The organism is Rhodococcus sp. KB6 (assembly GCF_001445685.1).
GTDB classification, from domain to species: domain Bacteria; phylum Actinomycetota; class Actinomycetes; order Mycobacteriales; family Mycobacteriaceae; genus Rhodococcus_F; species Rhodococcus_F qingshengii.
Map to the genome: position 1 here is coordinate 1 of NZ_LNAK01000010.1, position 21,002 is coordinate 21,002.

Consider the following 21,002-nt stretch of genomic DNA (forward strand, 5'->3'; position numbering starts at 1 on the left):
GCCGTGGAAATCTGGAACGTTCACTACAATTATCATCGACCGCATTCAACACGCGGAGGACGACCGCCCGCCGCTTACCGCCGGCACCGCGTAACTAACGTCCGTTCCTCATACAGCTAGGCACCGGCCTGCAAAGCCGTTCACACGGGTTCGAGTCCCGTCATCCGCTCGTGTCGGAGACCGGCAGGCATATCGCCTGCCGGTCTCTCTTGTGTGGTCCTGGTTCGCGGGGTCGGCTGCGATAGTCTGGGCTGCCGGAGCGAGCGGACCACATGAGTGAGGCACTGAATTGATTTCGGGACAGGACCTGCGATCGCGGCGCTTGCACGTGGGGATCAGTCAGTTCCAGTTCGCCCGCCAAGCGGGAGTCTCGTCAGCAGTCGTCTCCGCGTGGGAACTCGACAAGGCATATCCGAAGCCGCTGGTTGAGCGAGCAGTCCTCACGGCCCTCTCCGCGTTGGAAGCGGCCAAGCGTGAGGGCACGTACGCGGCCCCCCGGAAGCGATCGAGCGGTAGTACCCGTGCGCGTCGAGCGACACCGGTCAACGACCCCGCCTCGGTGGCCCGGCGTGCCGTCGCGGGGGCAGGAAGCGGCGGCCCCACCGTATTGACAGCGTTCTCGGGTTGTGGCGGTATGGCCGAAGGCTTTCGGATGGCGGGGTTTTCGGTGGAGGGATACATCGAAGTCGTGCCGGAGGCGCGTGCGACCTTCGATCGGAACTTCCCCGGCGCGAAGTGCCTCGGCGAGGACATTCGGGCGATCGACGAAGCCCGGGTGAAAGATCTTCTGGCACAAGTGGACATCGATGTGTTGGCTGGGGGACCGCCGTGTCAGGGGTTCAGCCTTGCCGGCCGGCGAGACCGCGACGATCCGCGCAACCATCTCTTCCGGAACCTGCTGCAGCTCGCCGAACTGGTGAAGCCGAAGGTCGTGGTGATGGAAAACGTGCGACTGCTGCTCAGCATGAAGGACCCGGACGGTGGGATGGTCGTCGACCGGATTCTCGGCGAGATGGCTGCATGCGGTTATGACGCCTCGGTCAACACGGTGAATGCGCAGGATTACGGAGTGCCGCAGTTCCGGGAACGAGTGTTCATCGTGGCGACCCGCCGCGACAGTGGTATCGGGCCGCTGCGTTTCCCGCCGAAGACTCACGGCGTGAATGATGTTGCACCGCTGAGGACTTTCCGCGACGCCACCGTCGACCTGGCCCCGCTGGAATCCGGGCAGGCCTGCGAGACGGACCCGCTGCACTGGGCCGTCGAACATCCCGAGCACGTCTTGCGGTGGCTGCGTGATGTGCCGGAAGGAATGTCGGCTCACGACAACGAAGATCCGGCCATGCGACCGTCGTCCGGGTACAACACGACGTACAAGCGCCTCCGGTGGGACGAGCCGGCGTCCACGGTCGGAACCACTTTCGGGATGATCTCGGCTTCACGCAACGTGCATCCGAAACACACGCGATCGTTGACCGTTCGAGAAGCTGCTCGCCTCCAGACCTTTCCCGACGACTACGTCTTCGAGGGTAAGTGGGGAGCGGTGCGCACGATGATCGGCAATGCGGTGCCACCGCAGCTGGCGTCGGTACTGGCAGGAGAGATCAAGAAGGCACTCGGCTGAGATGGAGCACCGACGGAAAATGGGGCCGACGATGTCGGCCCCATTTCGAGTTACGCCCTGGCAGGGGTGTGGTGCAAGCGAATCAGCTGAGGTTGAGCTTGGCGATCAACGGCTGGACGACCTTGATGATGTCGATGACGGCGCTGAGGGTGTTGATGGAACCCATGTTTCGGTCCTCCGTGTCGTATGTACAGGTGTGTATGTACAAGGTTGTGTCTGCGTGGTGTTTCTGTACGACCTTGTGTCGCAGACACAAATTAGCAAACTGGACGCTTGTTTGGGTCGAAATGACCGCTTTGCGCTGAAGTTGCTGAAAAGTTCACGGATTGTTCAGGAATGTAAACAAAAAACAGGCCGGACTCCCCGAAGTCCGGCCTGTCGATGACGCTTTGCGATCAGCTGAATGCCGAAAGTGCGCTGATGAGGCCGATGCCCGCAACTGCGACCTTGAGGACACTCAAGACGTCTTCGAGCTTGACACCCTCGGGCAATACGTTTTCGACAGACTCCATGTTGGATCCTTCATGTGTTGGGGTCGTGGTCCAGTGCCACTGCAAGCAAGATACCCAATCGTGACCACCTGTGAAACCCCGGCACGAAGATCACAGTTGTGTTGCGCCGGACTCACTGGCCGTCGCGACAACGGTGGCTGCCACTATTTGCTCCACGCTGATGCCCGCTGCCGGTAGGCAGTGGTAGAAGATTCGTTCGCAGAGGTCGACCATTTCGCCTCGCTCGAGCGTCGGCTCGTCGATCCAGTTGACGACGATTTCCTCCATGAATGCCTGCCACCCGGCGATTGTCGCCTCCACGGTCGCATTCGATTCGATGCCTAGATTCGTCAGCGCAGCGACAATCCACGTAGTGAAAGTGCGGCGCATGCCTCGGTAGATCGTGCGCATTCGGACGTCACCACTGCCGGCCATACGCATCACGGCGAGGTAAATGGTGGGGTGCTCGATAACGGCGTCGACGAATGTCTCGATACCTGAGCGCAGCTGGGACGTGATGGGTAGCTCGGGATCCGGTCGCATTCGATCTTCGAGATCGGCCGAGGCGGCCTCGAGGATGGCGTTCTGGAAACCCTTCTTGTTCTTGAAGTAGTGGAACAGCAGTGGCGGCGAGACACCGGCCTCGGCTGCGACGCGATCCATCGACAGTTGGTCGAAAGGCTCGGTCCGCAGCATCTGTACTGCCACCTCGAGGATTTGCCTCTGACGGTCTTCGGGAGAGCGGGGGACTGCAGCCATTCCGTCATCTTATGTATTGGTTCGGAAGGTTCATTGACTTTTACTCAACGCTGTCTATAACGTGAGGTAACACATACGTGAGGCGAGGAGTCCGACAGTGTCTGCTTTCGACATCGTGGTCAACGACGGGTTGTGGTTCGACGGGACGGAGGCTCCAGGTCTGCGTCGTAATCTCGGAATTCGAGACGGCGTGGTCGCGGAGGTGTCCACGACGCGCCTCGAGATCGGGCCGGACACAGAAGTGATCGACGCGGCCGGCAAGTGGGTTCTCCCCGGTTTTGTCGACGTCCACACGCACTACGACGCCGAAGCCTTGGTCAGTCCAGGGCTTCCGGAATCGGTTCGCCACGGCGTCACGACGGTCGTGCTCGGCAATTGCTCGCTGTCGACGGTGTATTCGACCCCGCGCGAGATTGCGGATCTGTTCAGCCGGGTCGAAGCAGTTCCCCACGACGCGGTGCTGAGCATCCTCGAAGCGAACAAGACCTGGACCGGTCCCGCGGCTTACACCGCCGCCCTCGAAGCCCTTCCCCTCGGACCCAATGTCGCGGCCTTCATCGGTCATTCCGACATCCGCACGCACGTACTCGGACTGGGGCGCGGTACCGACAAGAAGGTCAAGCCGACTCGCTCGGAACTCGGCCGGATGGGCTCGATGCTCGAGGATGCCATCGACGCTGGGATGCTGGGCCTGTCGTCGATGACCAATGCCCTCGACAAGATCGACGGCGACGAATATCGTTCTCGCTCTTTGCCGTCGACGTATGCACGGTGGAAAGAGTTCCGATTCCTCAACCGCATCCTTCGCGATCGCGGAAAGATCTTGCAGAGCGCTCCGACCATCAACCTGCATCCGAACGTCGCGGCGTTCTTCGCCGAAAGCTCCGCGATCGGACGCAAGAAGCCGCTCAAGACGTCGCTGCTCTCCGGCGCGGATTCGAAGGCCTACCCGGTGATCGTGTACTTCATGCTCGCTGCGGCCCCACTGCTCAATCGCTTCGCCAAGACCGATTTCAAGTGGCAGCACCTTCCGGTTCCCTTCACCGTCTACGCGGATGGAATCGACCTCGTCGTGTTCGAGGAGTTCGGTGCCGGCGCCGCCGCTTTGCACCTCAAGGACCAGGTGGAGCGCAACGAACTGCTCCAGGACGAGTCGTACCGTCGCGCATTTCGTAAGGACTACGACAACAAGTTCTCACCCCGCATCTGGCATCGCAATTTCTACGATGCGGTCATCGTGGGATGCCCGGACGAGACGTTGATCGGCAAGAACTTCGGTCAGGTCGGTGACATCCGCGGAGTGCACCCGGTGGACGCGTACCTCGACCTGGTGGTGAAGTACGGGCGAGATCTTCGCTGGCGCACCACCATTGCCAATCACCGGCCCAAGTTCGCGAAGAAACTCGCCGCGAGTTCCGGTGTGCAGATGGGCTTCGGCGATGCCGGCGCGCATCTGCGCAACATGGCGTTCTACAACTACCCGGTGCGACTCCTCAAGCGCGTCAAGGACGCTCAGAGTGACCGCAAGCCGTTCCTCACCATCGAGCGCGCAATCCACCGCCTGACGGGCGAACTGGCGGACTGGTACGGCATCGACGCCGGGCATCTACGCCAGGGTGACCGCGCGGACTTCGTTGTCATCGACCCGGCCGGGCTCGACGAGTCGGTGGACGGGTTGTTCGAGGCAAAGGTTCCCGAGTACGGCGGGATCAGCCGGATGGTCAACCGCAGCGACGACGCAGCGGTCGCTACGGTGATCAACGGCCGACTCGTCTACCGCGAAGGTGAATTCGCCCCCGGATTCGGAATCGAAAAGACAGGTCAGTTCCTGCGTGCCGGTGAAAAGGCTCCGGTTACCAGGGCCGCGAAGACTAGCGTGGCGCTATGATTACACCGGCGGATCGCCTCACCTCGTACTCCCGGACCGGGCTGACCTTCGACGTACGCGACGAAGGTCCGGCAGACGGTCCGGTGGTGGTTCTCCTGCACGGATTTCCGCAGGATTCGAGCTCGTGGGATCAGCTCGCACCGCTACTGCACGACCGCGGCTTCCGGACCGTCGCACCGGATCAGCGAGGGTACTCACCCGGCGCGCGGCCGAAAGCGCGCTGGGCGTACCGCGGGTCCGAACTCGCCGCTGACACTGTCGCACTGATCGACGCACTCGGGGTGGGCAAAGTGCACCTGGTCGGCCACGACTGGGGTGCCGCAGTCGCATGGCAGGTGGCCGCCGAACGGCCGGACTTGCTCGATACCGTGACCGCGGTGTCGGTTCCGCACCCACTGGCGTTCATCAAGGCGATGGTGACCAGCACACAGGGACTGAAGTCGTGGTACATGGGGGCGTTCCAATTGCCCTTCGTCCCCGAGAAGATTCTGTCCTCCACGTCGGCGGGTGAAAAGTTCCTGATTTCGAGCGGGCAGACGCCGGAGAACGCGCGGCGCGATCTGAACGCCATGCTGGCTCCCGGTCGGCTACGCGGCGGTCTGAACTGGTACCGCGCGATGTGGATGACCAAGCCGAACCCCGCAACTGCCAGGGTCACCGTGCCGACCCTGCACGTCTGGAGTGACGGCGACGCCGCCATCGGACCCAAGGGGTCTGCGCTCACCCCCGCGTTTGTCGACGGTCCGTACCGGTTCGAAGTTCTCCGGGGTGTGAGCCACTGGATCCCCGACGAGGCGCCGACGGAGTTGGATCGGTTGCTCGGTGAGCATTTCAGCAGCTGACCGAGTTTCGTACTGAAGCCCCCGCCGTTCGGCGGGGCTTCAGTTGTCAGCAAGGTCGTCGACCAACCGTGGTCAGCGAGCTCCGAATCGCTCTTCCACCTGCTCCTTCGTCAGGCCGAACTCCTCGAGCGTGTACTTGTGCGACGGTTTGCGAGCACCGGAGCGGCTTTCCTCGTGCATTGCCTCCATCGACTGCTGCGCAGTAGATGTCAACGGAATGTCGAAGTGCGTGTAGATATTCTCGACGGTTCCCAGCGGATCGGTGACGAAGTCCTGATAGTCGACGTCGATGAACTGTGCGGGATTGTGGTGTGCGCGTGCACTGTCGAACTGCTCGAGCCCCCTGGCCCACAATTCGAGCTGACTTTCGCCGATCACCTTGTCGGTGAACGTGTTCGACCAACCCTCTGTCGCCTGGGCGGCCAGGCTGCATACCGACGGAATGATCGTCGTAGGGGAGCGGTGAGTCTGAATGACGAGCGCGTCGGGGTACGCCTCCATCAATTCGTCGAGCGCGAACAGGTGGCTCGGGTTCTTGAGGACCCACCGTCGATCCTGATCGGGCAGACCGATCAGCTGCAGGTTCTTCTTGTGTCGTGCATAGGCGTTCGACCACTCCTGGTCCTTCAGCCATGCGGAGTACGTGGGTAGATTGGCCAGACACTCGTACGACACGGACTTGAACGTCTGACGCAAGAGTTGCCAACATTCTTCGACTTCGCTGGCCGACATGTAGTGCACGCCCATGAATTCGGGATGCTCGACGTGGTGTTGACCGAATGTCTCCTCGATCTTGGCGAATACCGGGTTCGATTCCCACGTATCGCGAGGCGGGCGAGGCTGAGGGAACTCGGTCAGCCACATCTCGAGGCCCTGGTGAGCCGGGTCGACCGTGAGGAGGCGGTGCAGGGCAGTGGTGCCCGTCCGTGGCAATCCGGTGACGAAGATCGGCCGCTCGATCTTGACGTCGGCGTGTTCCGGATGCTCCTTCCACGCCGATTCGCTGAGCAGACGGGCCACCAGGGCGCCGCGAAGGAATACCCGAGAGATCTTGCTGCCGAAGGGCGTCAGATCCTCGTCGCGGTCGTAGGACTCGAGCAGGACCGACAGAGCTTCGGTGTAATCGTCGACGCCGAAGTCCGTCAGTCCGGTCATCCGTGTCGCCGAGGCGTGGAGATCCTCGACGGTGCCGACGTGAGTGCGTTCAGTCATGGTGCTCCTAGTGATGGAATTCGCCGCAGTTGACGTCGATGCATTGGCCGGTGATCGCGCTGGCCATCGGGGACGCCAGGAAGATCGCCGCATCGGATACTTCATCCGTCGTCGGCAGGCGCTTGAGGTCGGTGTTCGACGCAGTGTGCTCGTAGATCTGCTCGACAGTCATGCCGAACTTCTCCGCCTGGTGCGCGAAGTATCCCTTGAGGGTGTCGCCCCAGATATAGCCGGGTGCAATCGAATTGACACGAATTCCCTGCGGGCCGAGTTCGGTGGCCAGGGACTGCGACATGGCGAGCAGGGCCGACTTCGCCATCTTGTAGCTGCCGTAACGCTCTTGCGAATGCCGCAACACCATCGAATTGATGTTCACCACGGAGCCGTCCGACTCGGCAAGTGCCGGCGTGAACAGCTGAGTCAGGCGCAACGCCCCGAGAACGGTCAGTTCGATGCTGTCGCGGATGTGCTGGTAATCGGTGCGAGCCAACGGTTTCATCGACGGAATCGAGAATGCATTGTTGATCAGAGTGTCCACTTTGCCGTAGGCGGCAATGGACTCGGCCACCAGATTCTCGGCGGAAGCCTGGTCGGTGATGTCGGTGGCAACGGTGACGGCGCGCCCACCGGCATCGACTATTTCCTTCGCAACGTCGTCGAGTCGCGATTGCGTACGTGCTGCGAGAACAAGACTCGCGCCGGCCGACGCACATCGAAGGGCCAGAGCGCGGCCGAGTGCCGGGCCGACTCCGGAGATGACTACTACACGGTCTTCGAGCAAGGCGGTCATGATTACCCCAGCATTCGGTTGTCGATGGCGGCCTGGCGCTGGGCAATGCGTGCTGCCCAGTCCTCGGCGGTGATGGCGTTGGTGTCGAAATGCGGCAGGTGCTTCGCAATATCTGCGACGGCGACGATGTCGACGGTGGGACCGTCCTGCGGCGTCAGCTCGCGGGACACGCGCTGCCAACGGAACTGCAGAATGCCGCGCGGATGTCCGACGGTTTCGATCCAGTTGGTGACACCGGGGTTCTTCTCGCTGACCACCATTCGGACCATCCCGTCCGGATCGACCTGGGCCTGGCCGTTGTTGAGGGAGGTCTGATGATTGACGTAGTCCAGTGAGATGTACCAGAGGCTCCCGAGTTGGAAGCCGAGATACGGTGCGTCGGAGGCGGGAACGGTGATGATCATCGCCTGCTCGTCGGTGAGTTCGTAATGTCCCACCGACGAGTACTGCGTTGCCAGCCCGCCCGGTGTCAGGCGTGGTTCGGTCATGGTGTTGACCGTGAGCTTGAGGTAGAACCACTCCGGGAACTGGAGCCACGTCTTGACCCGCGTGACCAGTGCCTTCCCAGCCCGGGCGTAACGCTTCTCGGTCTCTTCGGCGGTGAGAGGTGGCGGCGCTATCCCGATCGAATCGGTGCGCTCGATGCGGATCACACCGCGCTGCTGACTCCAGTCGCTGTAGACCTCGCGAACAACCAGCTGCGAGGATCCGGGCGCCAGGGTGTAGTAGTTGGCTCGGCCGTCGGCAGGGCCGGGGCCGAACCAAGCGACGAAGTTACCGTCGTCGTCTATCTCCAGCTCGCGGTCGTCGAAGGCGATTTCGCTGCCGGGAACGTTCGAGTTGGTGTAGTTCCCACTCAACACCTGGAAGCTGAGATCGGCTGTGGTGCCGCGCTTTCCGGTGACCTTGTATTCCTTGTCGTCGTTGATTCGGGCGCCGAAGTACAGAGTGTCGGGGTTGTCGAGGCCCATCTTGGTGAATGGTCCGGTGCCCTGGATGAAACTCGGATGGGTCTTTTCGCCGGCCCAGGCGGCATGCGTCGTCGCGATGATTCCGCCGGCCAGATATTGGTATCCCTCCAGTAGATCCTGTTCGGATCTGATGTGCGGCGCAGTCTCGATCAATTTCTCGGCTTCGGCGATCGCCTCGGCAAACGGGTCCGTCAGCACGCTGGCTCCTCACAGTTCCGACTATGTCGCCGGTCCAGAGCGTCGTGGTACAAATATGTACCTATTTGGTAGATGTTGGGTATTTCGACAATAGAACGCGTTCTAGGGAGTGGTCAATGGGTGGACCGGAGAAGACGCCTGAAGAGGGACGCCCGAAGGGGAGACAATCGCCTCCCACCGAACGGGTGGTTCAGGTGCTCGACTACCTCGTCGGTCGCCCTGATCAGTGGTTCGGGCTGTCGGAACTGGCCCGCGCGCTCGAGATCAGCAAGCCCACCTGCTTGGGAATCCTCACGGCGCTGGCTGATCGTGGATACCTGACTCGGGACGAGGTGTCGAAGACCTACGGGCTCGGTCCGGCCTTGATCGCGGCCGGACGTGCAGCTCAGCGAGGATTTGCCGTCGGACCCATTGCCCGCACCCATCTGGAGAAAGTGAGCACGGAGTTCGGGACGACGTGCACGGCGTCCGGTGTGATCGGTGATCAGATCAGCGTTCTCGAAGTGACCGGACCGATCGGCGCGCGTCGCGCTGCCAAGGTCGGTCAGGTGTACCCGTTCGCTCCGCCGGTCGGGCTGATGTACGTCCTCTGGGGTTCGGATCACGACATGGACAGTTGGCTGAGCAAAGAGCCGAGCCTGCCGGTGCGCTTGGATCGCGAGCGTCTGTGGAACGTGGTCCGCGAGTGTCGGGCTGCGGGGTATCTGGTCGAGAGTCTGGATCCCGTCGGGCAGCGACTGCACACGCTGATGGCGGGCGTTGCGACGCACGATCTTCCGCCGGAGGTGCGTGAACTGCTCGGTGAGATGGTCTCGAGCCTGGGCGAGAGGGTGTATCTCGGACGCGACATCAGCTCTGACGACGAGCATCCCGTCAGTCTCATCGCGGCCCCGACCTACGACGCCGAGGGGCATCAGGCCCTTGTGCTGACACTTTATGTGGGTGGGGCGATCACGGGCGCCGAGATCGAGCGCCGCGCCGCGGTGCTGGTTGCGGCGGCGGATGCGGTGACGGCGGAAGTTGGTGGCAGGAGTCCGGTTCGCGGTCTGTGACGTCTTATTGCCGGTCATTGACCTTTGGGTAGAACGAGTTCTATTCTGTGATTGCGTTCAATTTAGAACCAGTCCGGTACATAAATGTACCGATGCGGAAATGGTGTTCCGCACGGAGTACGTGATGCTCAGGAGCGAAAGACATGGCAACACTCCAGACCCCGCCCGCCTACGAGTTGTCGCATCTGCGAGCACTCGAAGCGGAGGCGGTCCATATTTTCCGCGAAGTCGCAGCGACTTTCGAAAAGCCGGTCCTCCTGTTCTCCGGAGGTAAGGATTCCGTCGTGATGCTGCACGTAGCGGCCAAGGCATTCTGGCCTGCCCCACTGCCGTTCGCTGTGATGCACGTCGACACCGGTCACAATTTCGACGAGGTGATCGAATTCCGCGACCAGACGGTCGATCGCTTCAACCTGCGTCTTGTCGTCTCCAGCGTGCAGGACGACATCGACGCCGGACGCGTCATCGAGGACACCGGAGTCGGTTCCAGTCGCAATCGCCTGCAGACGCACGCGTTGCTGCGCGGAATTCGCGACAACAAGTTCGACGCCGTGTTCGGTGGTGCTCGCCGAGACGAGGAGAAGGCGCGCGCCAAAGAGAGGGTGTTCAGCTTCCGGGACGAGTTCGGGCAATGGGATCCGAAGGTGCAGCGACCTGAACTGTGGAACCTGTACAACGGCAAACACCGTAAGGGCGAACATATTCGGATCTTCCCGCTCTCCAACTGGACAGAGCTCGACATCTGGCAGTACATCGAGAGCGAGCAGATCGACCTCCCCGGCATCTACTACGCCCATCGTCGCGAGGTGGTTCCACGCGACGGAATGTTGTTGGCACGCACCCGTTTCCTCGAGCTTCGCGCCGGCGAAGAGTCCTACGAGGCGTTGGTGCGCTTCCGTACGGTCGGCGACGCAACGTGTACCGGATGTGTCGAATCGTCGGCCGAAACACCGGGCGCTGTCGTGGAAGAAGTTGCGGCGAGCCGTATCACGGAGCGTGGCGCAACCAGAGCTGATGACCGGATTTCCGAAGCTGGCATGGAAGATCGTAAGAAAGAGGGGTACTTCTGATGCCGCAACTGCTGAGAGTCGCTACAGCGGGCAGTGTCGACGACGGAAAATCGACACTCATCGGCCGGTTGCTCTACGACTCCAAGTCGATCTTCGAGGACCAACTCGAGGCCGTGGAACGGAGCAGTCGAGAACGCGGCGACGAGTACGCCAACCTCGCGCTACTGACCGACGGATTGCGCGCCGAGCGTGAACAGGGCATCACGATCGACGTGGCCCACCGGTATTTCGCGACCCCTCATCGGAAGTTCATCATTGCGGACACTCCCGGGCACGAGCAGTACACCCGCAACATGGTGACCGGCGCGTCGACGGCCGATCTTGCCCTGATCCTGGTGGATGCTCGCAAAGGGGTGCTCGAACAGACGCGGCGGCACGCCTTCTTGTCCACTCTCCTGGGGATACCGCACCTCGTGCTGTGTGTGAACAAAATGGACCTCGTGGGCTGGTCTCAGGAACGGTTCGAGGAGATCAAGGAAGAATTCCGACAGTTCGCGATCAAACTGGACGTCCACGACCTGACGTTCATCCGGTCTCGGCGCTGTTGGGGGACAACATCGTTGCCCGGACCGAGAACATGTCCTGGTACGACGGGCCTTCTCTGCTGCACCATCTCGAGCAGGTGCACATCGCGTCGGATCGCAATTTGATCGACGCGCGTTTCCCGGTGCAGTACGTGATCCGTCCGCAGAAGCAGACCGACGCCGACCTCCACGATTTCCGTGGATACGCCGGAACGGTGGCCAGTGGCGTCTTCAAGCCCGGCGACGAAATCGTGGCTTTGCCTTCAGGATTCACCTCGACGGTGAAGGCAGTCCACGGGCCGGGCGGTGACGTGATCGACGAAGCGTTTGCGCCCTCGGCCGTATGCATCGAGCTGACCGACGACCTCGACGTCAGCCGCGGGGACCAATTGTGTCGGCTCAACAACCGGCCGCAGGTCGGGCAGGAAATCGATGCGATGGTCTGTTGGTTGACCGAACAGACAACTCTGTCGGAGAACAATCGCTACTCGTTGCTGCACACCACGCGCTCCACGAAAGCGCAGATCGTCAAGCTCGACTACCGGCTGGACGTCAATTCTCTGCACCGCGACGAGAAGGCAGAATCTCTGTCCCTCAACGAGATCGGCCGCATCTCGATCAAGACGCAGCAGCCGTTGATGTTCGATCCCTACCGCCGCAACCGCGTGACGGGCAGCTTCATTCTCGTGGACGAGACCACGGGCAATACCGTCGCCGCCGGAATGATCAATGGTCCGACACTCAAGGAATCGCGCGTCGTCTGGCACAGTTCGGAGGTTTCTCGCGAGGAACGTGCGACTGCCGGCGCCACCGTCTGGCTCACCGGTCTCTCGGCCTCGGGTAAGTCGACGATCGCGGTGGAACTCGAGCGGCGGTTGGTGGCCGCGGGTATCCCGGCGTACCGCCTCGACGGCGACAACCTCCGGCACGGATTGAACGCGGATCTGGGATTCAGTGCCGATGACCGCGCCGAGAACGTCCGCCGAGTCGGCTCGGTGGCGCAGCTGTTCGCTGATTCAGGTGCAGTGGCAGTGGCCTGCCTGATCAGCCCGTACCGCGAAGATCGTGATCGAGTGCGGGCGGCGCACGAGGCCGCCGGGCTGAAGTTCGTCGAGGTCTACGTCGACACCCCGATCGAGCAATGTGAAGCCCGAGACCCCAAGGGCATGTACGCCAAGGCCAGGGCCGGGGAAATCACGGGATTCACCGGAGTCGACGATCCCTACGAAGCTCCGAAAAGTCCCGAGCTGGTGATCAGACCCGAAGACGGAACGCCTACCGAACTTGCGCTGCAAATTATGGAAGTGTTGGACCGGTGAGCGAATCCACACACAGCAGAATCGCCGACGAGGCACTCGCGGCGGAATTGGCGCAGGCCGCCGGTGCGATCCTCCTGGGGATCCGAGCCGAGGGTCTGGGTGTCGACGACGGTCGTGAACTGGGTCGCCGGGGCGACAAGGCCGCCGATTCCTACATCCTCGACCGGTTGGCTGCCGAGCGGCCGGGCGATGCCGTGCTCTCTGAGGAATCTGCCGACGATCGCAGTCGTCTGGATGCAGCTCGGGTCTGGATCATCGATCCGCTGGACGGCTCCAAGGAATACGGCTTGCCGAATCATGCGGATTGGGCAGTGCACGTGGCGCTTTGGGAGCGCGGTAGCGGAATTACCGCAGCCGCGGTTGCTCAGCCGGCGCTCGGAGCGGTGTACTCCAGTGGCGACGAGGCAGCTTCGGTTGCCGCCAACTCGCCGCTCCGCGTAGTAGTCAGCGGATCGCGACCACCCGCATTCACCGAAGCGGTGGCAGCCGAACTCGGCGCCGACGCGGTGCACATGGGATCGGCCGGCGCCAAGGCGATGGCGGTGGTGCGCGGCGAGGTCGACGCGTACCTGCACGCCGGTGGGCAGTGGGAATGGGATTCGGCTGCACCCGTCGGCGTCGCACAGGCGGCGGGACTGCATTGCAGCCGCATCGACGGTTCGCCGCTGCTCTACAACGAATCTCATCCGTACCTGCCGGATCTCGTGATCTGCCGACCTGAGTTGTCGGAGTCGATCCTGGGCGCAATTGCCAAGCACTCCACGGAGTCTGCGGTCAGCGGACGCGTCGCCATGGCGCGTGAATACGTGAACGCATTGCTCACTCATGACGCAACGAAGGTCCGCTTCGCCGCCGACGCCTGGCGGGTCGAGAACGGTCAGCGAACCGGTGACAGCGGCGCATTCATCAGCAACGAGCTCGAACAAGGCCAGCAATATCGCGGAATCGTGGCGATACGTGAACTCGCGCTGCGTGAGTGGGGCGAGAGCGTCGTAGCCCGGTATCTGCTCGACCTCGGAACACCTGGCCAGGCACGGGCCGTCACGGTTTTCGTGACCGAGTACTTCGGGATACCGGCAGGTGAGATCGAAAGCATCATGGCAATCATCGAACCCCACGGAGACGATTCGAAAGAGGCTGGCACACAATGACACCGGACAAGCTGGTCGCCGAATTCTGCGCACTGTGGGCAAATGCCGATGTCGCGAAAATCGTCGAGTACTTCACCGATGACGTCGTTTATCACAACATCCCGATGGAGCCCGTGGTCGGTCGCGAGGCCGTCCGGGCGTTCATCGAGCAGTTTGTCGGTGCCTTCGGCAACATCGACTTTCAGATCAAGCGTCAGGTCGCGGACGGCAACACCGTCATGAACGAGCGCGTCGACGTCTTCACCATCAACGGCGCCGACGTAGCGCTCCCGGTCATGGGGGTGTTCGAAGTCGAGGACGGAAAGATCAAAGCCTGGCGCGACTATTTCGACATGGCACCGATCAATGCGGCAGCCGGCCAGGCCTGATCGGGGCGCCTACTCCGCGATGAAAGCGTGCGGGTAGTCCGACGAGCGGTGCTGGAAACGTGTGATGGCGGGATTCACGATGACGCCGTCTCGGATTTCGATGGCCCGATCGACGGTCTCGTCTGCCTTCCAGGCCGTCTCTCCTGCCATCACAGTGGGCAGGTAGGGAAGAAGTGATTCGCTGATCTCCCACGACGCGGAGTTCCACAGGTACGACGGGCTGTGATCGACGCCGTAGTAAGTGATGTTGTCGCCGACGATGAAGGTCGGATCCGCGAACGAGGTGGGACGCGCCCAGCTGAACCCCATGCCTTCGTCGCACGAGACGTCGACGATGAGGCTTCCCGGTTGGAAGTCCATGAGGTCTTCCTCGGTCAGGAACGTCAGTGGGGCGTCCGTGTTCTGCAGTACGCAGTTGACGACGATGTCGTGCTCGGCCAAGAAACCGGGCACCGGCACGCTGTGGTTGTCGAGCATGACGTGGCTGCCACGGACGTCACCGTTGTTGTTGTCGAACGAGACCATGCGCGCCGAGTGGATGGGGGAGCTGACCGCGGTGACTCCACGCTGGGTGAGGACGTCCACTTCGTGGATACCGTGCGCCTTGAGTGCTGTGACCGCGCCGCGTGCAGTGGCTCCGAAACCGATCACGGCAGCGGTGAGACGCCGGCCGTAATCACCGGTGGAACCGATCAACTGCAGGGCGTGCAGTACCGAGCAATAACCGGCGAGCTCGTTGTTCTTGTGGAACACATGCAGATTGAACGATCCGTCGCTGTGCCAGAAGTTCATGGCCTCGAAGGCGATGAGAGTCAGTTTCTTGTCGATCGCGATCTGTGTCAGTTCGGTGTCCTGGACACAGTGCGGCCAGCCCCAGAGAACCTGACCTGACCGTAGTTCGGCGAGGTCACGCACCAACGGCTTCGGTAGCAGAACCACATCGGTTTCCGCCAAAATCTGCTTGCGCGTGCGGATTCCGGCAACGAGGCGCGAGAGGTAGTCGTCGGAGTAGCCGAAGGGGTGGCCGTAGCCTTCTTCGAGGTAGATCCGAGAACGTAGTTCGGCATCGATGCGATCGAAATGCGCAGGATGGATCGGCAACCGGCGTTCTGCCGGTTTGCTCGACTGTCCGATGACTCCAAGGGTGCGTGCGTTGTTCAATTGTGTATCTCTCGATAGGAGCAGGTAGAGATGTCAGGCAGGAGCCTGAGGGACTAGCAGAAGCCGCAGGAACGCTGGCAGATTGCCTCGGCCAGGACCGCGTGAAAGCGTGCTGGCTGCGCTGCTGTCGATCGCCGACGGCAACAGAAAGGCGCGTCGGTATGTGCTCAGTCTAGTCCGGAACGGCCCTCGCCCGGTGGCCGGGCGCTGTGTCGTGCTCCGCTGACGTGTGGCTACTGCTCGCGCAGGCGTGAGTCCAGTACGGCCAGTTGGATTTTGCTGGCGTCCGCGTGTACCTGACGTCCTTTGTCGGTGACGTCGACGAAGACTCCGCGCCGGTCGGCCTCGCACAGTGCTCGCTGAACCAGTCCGGCCTTCTCGAGACGGGCCACGCTACGGGAGAGCGCGCTGGGACTCAGGTACATCTCCGAGGCAAGCTCCTGCATGCGTGGACGTTCGCACGTGGCGTCCATGAGTCGGTCGAGAGCCTCGAAGTCGCTCATGCTCAGCCCATGCGCCGACTGCATCTGGCGATCGAGTTCGCACGCGATGTCGTTGTAGCTGGTCGACAGCGAGCGCCAGGTGTTGCGCAATTCGGATTCCGACGTCACGACCGCATTCTAGTTGAAGACTCGATTACGTGCAATTGCATTAAATGCTTGTGCATTATGTGCATGTGCATCTATTCTCGCTGACGTGACTTGCACAGACTCGACACTCAAACCATTCGATTCGCCGGAAGCCCCGGTTTCTACGGAATCCTCGGATCCGGCCACAGGGGAGGGCTGGTCCCTCAAGCTGTGGGGCATCCTCGCGGTGCTCTGCCTCGTGTTGTTCCTCGACGGTCTCGATGTGTCGATGGTGGGCGTCGCGCTTCCGTCCATCGGCAATGAACTGGGCCTGTCCACTACCTCGCTGCAGTGGATCATCAACGGCTACGTCCTCGGATTCGGCGGCCTGTTGCTACTCGGTGGGCGTACCGCCGATCTTCTCGGGCGCAGGAAGGTCTTCCTGATCGCACTGACCGTGTTCGCAATCGCCTCGCTGGTCGGTGGCCTTGTCGACAACGGAACACTGCTGATCGCATCACGATTCGTGAAGGGATTGGCCGCGGCCTTCACCGCTCCGACCGCAATGTCCATTCTCACCACGACGTTCAAGGAAGGTCCGGCCCGTAACCGTGCGCTGTCGGTGTTCTCCGTGTTCGGCGCCAGTGGTTACTCGTCCGGTCTGATCCTCGGTGGGCTGTTGACCAGTGCCGGTTGGCGATTCACGTTCCTGATGCCGGTTCCGTTTGCCGTCATCGCGCTGATCGGTGGGTACTTCCTCATTCCGCGGGACCGTCCCGCAGATACCGGGGGACACGATCTCGTCGGCGCCGTCACCCTGGTGACGGGAATGCTTCTCACGGTGTACACGATGGTTTCGGCTCCGACCCGTGGATGGGCACACCCGATGACGCTGGGTTCGTTCGCCGTCGCAGCCGTGCTTCTGGCGACGTTCTTCTTCGTGGAGAAGAAGGTGGCGCATCCGCTTGTGCGACTTGGGCTTCTGCGCGTCGGCACTATCGTTCGTGCGAATCTGGCCATCATCGCGCTCTTCGGTTCCTACCTGAGCTTCCAGTTCATGATGACGATCTTCCTGCAGTCGGCCCTCGGCTGGTCGCCCCTGAAGATGGCGATGGCACTGCTCCCCGCGGGCATCATCGTCGCCTTCGGATCACCGTTCGTCGGACGGCTGGTCGACCTGTACGGCAGTGCCAAGCTCATCATCGCGGCACTGACGTCGCTCAGCGTCGGGTACCTCTGGTTCCTCTTCGCGGGCAGCGATTCACCGTCGTACGTCGTGGCGATTCTGCCGAGCGTCATCCTGCTCGGACTCGGATTCGCGCTGGGGTACACCTCGATCATGGCCCAGGCCACCTCGGGTGTCGACGACTCGGAGCAGGGTTTGGCGTCCGGGCTGGTGAACACCTCCGCTCAGGTCGGTGCGGCGCTCGTGCTCGCTCTGACCACTGCCCTCGTAACCGCTGGATCGCACACCGCGTCCGGCGCCGGTACCGCCGGATTCGAGCAGTTCCATCCCGGACTGATCCTGGTCACCGGGGTCGCGCTGGTGGGCTTGGCGATCACCGTCTCGCCGCTGGTACGTGGAAGGTCGCAGCGGGGAAGATCCGTGCGTGAAATGCGCGCTGAGGAAGAAAAGGAATTGGCCGAGGTCAACTGAATACTCGCTTCATCCGCGAATGCGCTCGGCCGCGTAGGGGACAATCCTGCGCGGCCGAGTTGCTGTGTCTGAACTATCGCGTGGCAGATTTCAGGGCAGCGTCTTTCAGTGCTACGTCGAAGGTCGTCGACGTAGCTTGCGAACCGAGAATCAAGGCAAGGCGCGCCAACATGGCTTCGCGGTCGGACGGATCAGCCTGATCCAGTGCGTTCGACAGTGCCAACCAGACGTGCTCGCGATGGCCCTCGTCGTCGACCACCGCAGTTGTCGCCGACTGTGCCGTATCGAAGTGCGTCGGCGCAGTGCCGGCGGTGAGGTGTTTGGCCACGTCGTTCAATTGCGTGGGATCGCTGATGCGGCACAGCGCCAATCCGTCGGGCCGAATCACGAAGATCTCGCCGACACGTGCGCCGAGGGCAGATGCGAGATTGCCTTCGGCATCGGGAACCGTGGAGTCGGTAGTTCCCACGGTGATCACGCGTACGGTTTCCGGTGCAAGGGCCTGAGCAAGGATTTCGGCTTGCGTGTCGAGTTCGGATACCAGCTCAGCTGACAGTCCGAAAGCCAGCAGGCCGAATCCAGTACCGCGCAGACTGTTCAAGGAGGTAGATGAACCGTCCGCCGAGACCTGGACGACCCTGTCTTCCAACGGATCGCCGGGTAGTACGCCCTCGGCGCCCGCAGCTGTGGGCCACGTCAGCGGGGAGAGCCGGGCGTGCGTCGCACTCGACTGGCGCGGATTGATGAGGTGCGCGAATTCGCTTCGCTTGGTGGCGAGTTCGAGTACGGCATCGCGGGTGGTCCGGTAGCCGTGACTTCCCGGCGACATGATGAGCGTCGACTTGCCTGCGTTGTCGACGTTCTGCTGCCACGCGCTGCGACGTTCCTTCGAATACGCGTCGAGGATGGTGGAATCGGCAGCTCCGTTGATGACGGCGGCTAGTTGCCACACCAGGGTCTCGGCGTCTTCCATGCCCGAGTTCAGGCCGCGAACACCGAAGATCGGAACGAGATGCGCGGCGTCGCCGGCAAAAAGCACACGGCCGTGAGTGAAATCTTCCAGAGCGAGTGCGTGGGCGCGGTAGAAGCCGAACCATTCCAGGGTCCAGGGGATGTCGCTCTGGAGCCATTCGAGGTGACGCGTGATGCGGTCACGGATGCGATCTTCTTGCGTCTCCGCTTCCGGATCGTCCGAGGCGTCGAGCTGGTAGTCGATGCGCCAGATGTCCCGTGGTTGGCGATGCATGATGATCGTGGACCCCGGGTTGCTGGGTGCGTCGAACCACACCAGACGCTCGGCCGGGAGTTCCGATTCCCAATGAATGTCGGCAATGACGTAGTTGCCCTCGTAGCTGTTGCCCTGCAAGCGGATTCCGCTGAGTTCGCGCATCTTGCTGCGTCCACCATCGGCGGCAACGACCCACGCCGCGCGCAGTTCGCGGGTTCCGAACGCGGTGTCGACGGTCAGAGTCACCTCGTCGTCACCGACGGAGATGCCGGCGATCGACGACGACCAGTGGAAGTTCACCAGTGGGTGAGCGAGCAGCTTGTCGGTCATGATCTGCTCGAACTCGGATTGCGAGACGTTGACCATGGGTCCACGCGCGTCGTGCTCGGCGGATGCCATGCGGAACTGCAGTACTTCCTGATCGCGGTAGTAACTCCGACCACCCACCCACGGCAGAACGATGTCTTCGAGCTCGGCACCGAAGCCGAGGCGTTCGGCAACTTCGAGGCTGTGGCGTGACACGCAGATCGCGCGACTGCCGAACGAGACCTGATCGGCCGCTTCGAGAATCGTGACGGCAATGCCGCGCTGCGCCAAGCCCATGGCTACGCCCATGCCGACGGGGCCGGCTCCGACGATCACGACGGGAAGTGCGTCGGCCGAAGGCGCCAGGGAGGCGAAGTCCTCGGGTGCGTACTTCTTCGGATGAAAGTAGGTCGACATGGTCACGAGGCTTTCTGTGCGGCAGTGTTTTTCGGGATCAATTGAGGTTCCGGGAGCAGCAGGATGGAAACCAGGCTGATCACGGCAATGATCACGAAGTAGGCGGTGATGGCGAACGAGGTGTCGAAGGCGGCGTAGAGCGCGGTGGCGATCATCGGGGCCAGACCGCCGCCGAGGATTGCGCCGATCTGGTAGCCGAGTGACGCTCCGCTGTAGCGGATGTGTGCGGGAAACAATTCGGCGAACAGTGCCGCTTGTGGGCCGGCGCAGCAGCCGAGCGTGAAGCCGAGGGCGATCATCGATACGAGCATCACCGGAACGATCGCTGTGTCGATCAGCGGAAAGAACACCGCTGCCGCCACTACCAGGGTGATCGAACTGCGGATGTAGACGGTCCGGCGTCCGAGAGTGTCCGACTTGTGAGCGCTGAAAGCCATTCCCGCCATCCAGAACGGGCAGGATGCGATGAGAAGAAAGAGCATCGTGGTCTTGCTGAAGCCGAGTTCGGTCTCGCCGTACTTGAGGACGTAAACCATGTACGCGTACGCGATTCCGTTGGTGGCGATGAAGGTTCCACCGGCGAGGAGCACAGTCTTCCAGTGTCTGGTGAGAACCTCGAGAATCGGCATGGACTCCGCCGGTGCCTCGGACTTCGACGCGGTGAACTCGTCACTTTCCTCGAGGCCGAGACGGATCCACATCGCAACGCCCACCAGAACTGCGCTGAGCAGGAACGGGATTCGCCATCCCCAGGAGTTGAATGCATCGTCGTCCATGAAGGCGGCGAGGGGGAGATAGACGAGATTGGCCACCAGTACGCCTGCGGGAACACCGATTTGTGGTGCGCTGCCGTACAGCCCCTTCCTGCCCTCCGGTGCGTTTTCGGTGGCGACCAGAACTGCGCCGCCCCACTCGCCGCCGACACCGAGTCCCTGAACGAATCGCAAGGTCACCAGGAGTATGGGGGCAAAGACGCCGATAGCGGCGTAGTTGGGTAGCAGCCCGATGGCAACGGTGGCGCAGCCCATCAGCATCAACGAGGTGACCAACATGGATTTGCGTCCGATGCGGTCGCCGAAGTGGCCCATCACGATTCCGCCGATGGGACGCGCGACGAATCCGACGGCGAGGGTGGCGAAGGCGGCGAGGGTGCCGGCCAGATCGGACGTGCCGGGGAAGAACTGCTTGCCGAGCACGAGTGCGGCGGCGGTGCCGTAGATGAAGAAGTCGTACCACTCGATGGCGGTGCCGACAAAGCTGCCGAGGGCGGCCTTACGCGCCTTGACCGTCGCGGCGGCGCGCGTTGCGGTCGGTGAGGCGATGGAGGTCATGAAGTGCCTTTCGAGATGAATGTGGCTTGAAGAAACAATGACGTGCGCCACAACAATTGAAAAGCGAAAGAAAT

The 21,002-nt window shown here is 62.1% G+C and carries 17 protein-coding genes and 1 pseudogene; 9 read left to right on the forward strand and 9 right to left on the reverse strand.

Going from position 1 to position 21,002, the window contains the following annotated elements:
- Nucleotides 1-328: 328 nt before the first annotated feature.
- Nucleotides 329-1,624, forward strand: coding sequence for a DNA cytosine methyltransferase (gene dcm, locus ASU23_RS01955; protein ID WP_058037042.1), 1,296 nt, complete (start codon nucleotides 329-331; stop codon nucleotides 1,622-1,624).
- An 82-nt stretch (nucleotides 1,625-1,706) separates the two neighbouring features.
- Here the strand turns inward: dcm and ASU23_RS35060 are convergent, their stop codons facing one another.
- Complete coding sequence (locus tag ASU23_RS35060) at nucleotides 1,707-1,832, reverse strand: hypothetical protein (protein ID WP_003941303.1); 126 nt, start codon at nucleotides 1,830-1,832, stop codon at nucleotides 1,707-1,709.
- A 394-nt stretch (nucleotides 1,833-2,226) separates the two neighbouring features.
- Nucleotides 2,227-2,874, reverse strand: coding sequence for a TetR/AcrR family transcriptional regulator (locus tag ASU23_RS01960; protein ID WP_003941289.1), 648 nt, complete (start codon nucleotides 2,872-2,874; stop codon nucleotides 2,227-2,229).
- Nucleotides 2,875-2,971: 97 nt separating this feature from the next.
- Between ASU23_RS01960 and ASU23_RS01965 the strand changes: the two genes are divergently transcribed.
- Both ASU23_RS01965 and ASU23_RS01970 read left to right on the forward strand, forming a co-directional pair.
- Nucleotides 2,972-4,762: an amidohydrolase family protein gene (locus ASU23_RS01965; protein WP_058037043.1), complete on the forward strand. Its 1,791-nt coding sequence runs from the start codon at nucleotides 2,972-2,974 to the stop codon at nucleotides 4,760-4,762.
- Complete coding sequence (locus tag ASU23_RS01970; protein ID WP_058037044.1) at nucleotides 4,759-5,604, forward strand: alpha/beta fold hydrolase; 846 nt, start codon at nucleotides 4,759-4,761, stop codon at nucleotides 5,602-5,604. The genes ASU23_RS01965 and ASU23_RS01970 overlap by 4 nt, the downstream gene beginning before the upstream one ends.
- Nucleotides 5,605-5,676: 72 nt before the next feature.
- Here ASU23_RS01970 and ASU23_RS01975 read toward each other — a convergent pair whose 3' ends face one another.
- From ASU23_RS01975 to ASU23_RS01985, 3 genes are read right to left on the reverse strand one after another with little or no spacing between them, the layout of a single operon-like run.
- Nucleotides 5,677-6,816 (reverse strand): sulfotransferase, encoded by a 1,140-nt coding sequence (locus ASU23_RS01975; RefSeq protein ID WP_007726163.1) that lies wholly within the window; start codon nucleotides 6,814-6,816, stop codon nucleotides 5,677-5,679.
- Nucleotides 6,817-6,823: 7 nt separating this feature from the next.
- On the reverse strand, nucleotides 6,824-7,606 hold the full coding sequence (locus ASU23_RS01980; protein ID WP_007726165.1) for an SDR family oxidoreductase: 783 nt from the start codon (nucleotides 7,604-7,606) through the stop codon (nucleotides 6,824-6,826).
- A 2-nt stretch (nucleotides 7,607-7,608) separates the two neighbouring features.
- On the reverse strand, nucleotides 7,609-8,775 hold the full coding sequence (locus ASU23_RS01985; RefSeq protein WP_058037045.1) for a hypothetical protein: 1,167 nt from the start codon (nucleotides 8,773-8,775) through the stop codon (nucleotides 7,609-7,611).
- Nucleotides 8,776-8,891: 116 nt separating this feature from the next.
- Here ASU23_RS01985 and ASU23_RS01990 point away from each other — a divergent pair, with 116 nt between their 5' ends.
- The 5 genes and pseudogenes from ASU23_RS01990 to ASU23_RS02010 all read left to right on the forward strand — a co-directional run bounded on the left by ASU23_RS01990 (nucleotide 8,892) and on the right by ASU23_RS02010 (nucleotide 14,259).
- Complete coding sequence (locus ASU23_RS01990) at nucleotides 8,892-9,827, forward strand: helix-turn-helix domain-containing protein (RefSeq protein ID WP_058037046.1); 936 nt, start codon at nucleotides 8,892-8,894, stop codon at nucleotides 9,825-9,827.
- 143 nt (nucleotides 9,828-9,970) lie between these two features.
- The gene (gene cysD / locus ASU23_RS01995) at nucleotides 9,971-10,897 is read left to right on the forward strand and encodes a sulfate adenylyltransferase subunit CysD (RefSeq protein ID WP_003941285.1); all 927 of its coding nucleotides are present in this window, start codon (nucleotides 9,971-9,973) and stop codon (nucleotides 10,895-10,897) included.
- Nucleotides 10,897-12,740 (forward strand): annotated as a pseudogene (gene cysC / locus ASU23_RS02000) (adenylyl-sulfate kinase). Before cysD ends, cysC begins: the two are co-directional and overlap by 1 nt.
- Nucleotides 12,737-13,891, forward strand: coding sequence for a 3'(2'),5'-bisphosphate nucleotidase CysQ (locus ASU23_RS02005; RefSeq protein WP_058037047.1), 1,155 nt, complete (start codon nucleotides 12,737-12,739; stop codon nucleotides 13,889-13,891). The pseudogene cysC and the gene ASU23_RS02005 overlap by 4 nt, the downstream one beginning before the upstream one ends.
- The gene (locus ASU23_RS02010; protein ID WP_058037048.1) at nucleotides 13,888-14,259 is read left to right on the forward strand and encodes a limonene-1,2-epoxide hydrolase family protein; all 372 of its coding nucleotides are present in this window, start codon (nucleotides 13,888-13,890) and stop codon (nucleotides 14,257-14,259) included. Before ASU23_RS02005 ends, ASU23_RS02010 begins: the two co-directional genes overlap by 4 nt.
- A 9-nt stretch (nucleotides 14,260-14,268) precedes the next feature.
- Here the strand turns inward: ASU23_RS02010 and ASU23_RS02015 are convergent, their stop codons facing one another.
- Complete coding sequence (locus ASU23_RS02015) at nucleotides 14,269-15,420, reverse strand: N(5)-(carboxyethyl)ornithine synthase (protein WP_042445537.1); 1,152 nt, start codon at nucleotides 15,418-15,420, stop codon at nucleotides 14,269-14,271.
- 233 nt (nucleotides 15,421-15,653) lie between these two features.
- Entirely contained in the window at nucleotides 15,654-16,031 is a 378-nt protein-coding gene (locus tag ASU23_RS02020) for a MarR family winged helix-turn-helix transcriptional regulator (RefSeq protein WP_003941367.1), read from the reverse strand.
- Between the two features lie 85 nt (nucleotides 16,032-16,116).
- On the opposite strand from ASU23_RS02020, the gene ASU23_RS02025 reads away from it, so the two are divergent.
- On the forward strand, nucleotides 16,117-17,646 hold the full coding sequence (locus ASU23_RS02025) for an MFS transporter (protein ID WP_007726177.1): 1,530 nt from the start codon (nucleotides 16,117-16,119) through the stop codon (nucleotides 17,644-17,646).
- 73 nt (nucleotides 17,647-17,719) lie between these two features.
- Here the strand turns inward: ASU23_RS02025 and ASU23_RS02030 are convergent, their stop codons facing one another.
- Together ASU23_RS02030 and ASU23_RS02035 are read right to left on the reverse strand one after the other, a co-directional pair.
- Nucleotides 17,720-19,597 carry an FAD-dependent monooxygenase gene (locus tag ASU23_RS02030; protein ID WP_058037052.1) on the reverse strand — a complete coding sequence of 626 codons (1,878 nt, stop codon included), beginning with the start codon at nucleotides 19,595-19,597 and terminating at the stop codon, nucleotides 17,720-17,722.
- A gap of 2 nt (nucleotides 19,598-19,599) precedes the next feature.
- Nucleotides 19,600-20,928 carry an MFS transporter gene (locus tag ASU23_RS02035; RefSeq protein ID WP_007726181.1) on the reverse strand — a complete coding sequence of 443 codons (1,329 nt, stop codon included), beginning with the start codon at nucleotides 20,926-20,928 and terminating at the stop codon, nucleotides 19,600-19,602.
- Nucleotides 20,929-21,002: the final 74 nt, after the last annotated feature.

Excerpts from the sequence above, each read along its gene's own strand:
- ASU23_RS01960 (WP_003941289.1), bottom strand. The coding sequence starts at position 2,874 with ATGGCTGCAGTCCCCCGCTCTCCCGAAGACCGTCAGAGGCAAATCCTC.
- ASU23_RS01970 (WP_058037044.1), top strand. The coding sequence starts at position 4,759 with ATGATTACACCGGCGGATCGCCTCACCTCGTACTCCCGGACCGGGCTG.
- ASU23_RS01975 (WP_007726163.1), bottom strand. The coding sequence starts at position 6,816 with ATGACTGAACGCACTCACGTCGGCACCGTCGAGGATCTCCACGCCTCG.
- ASU23_RS01980 (WP_007726165.1), bottom strand. The coding sequence starts at position 7,606 with ATGACCGCCTTGCTCGAAGACCGTGTAGTAGTCATCTCCGGAGTCGGC.
- ASU23_RS01990 (WP_058037046.1), top strand. The coding sequence starts at position 8,892 with ATGGGTGGACCGGAGAAGACGCCTGAAGAGGGACGCCCGAAGGGGAGA.
- cysD (WP_003941285.1), top strand. The coding sequence starts at position 9,971 with ATGGCAACACTCCAGACCCCGCCCGCCTACGAGTTGTCGCATCTGCGA.
- ASU23_RS02010 (WP_058037048.1), top strand. The coding sequence starts at position 13,888 with ATGACACCGGACAAGCTGGTCGCCGAATTCTGCGCACTGTGGGCAAAT.
- ASU23_RS02030 (WP_058037052.1), bottom strand. The coding sequence starts at position 19,597 with ATGTCGACCTACTTTCATCCGAAGAAGTACGCACCCGAGGACTTCGCC.
- ASU23_RS02035 (WP_007726181.1), bottom strand. The coding sequence starts at position 20,928 with ATGACCTCCATCGCCTCACCGACCGCAACGCGCGCCGCCGCGACGGTC.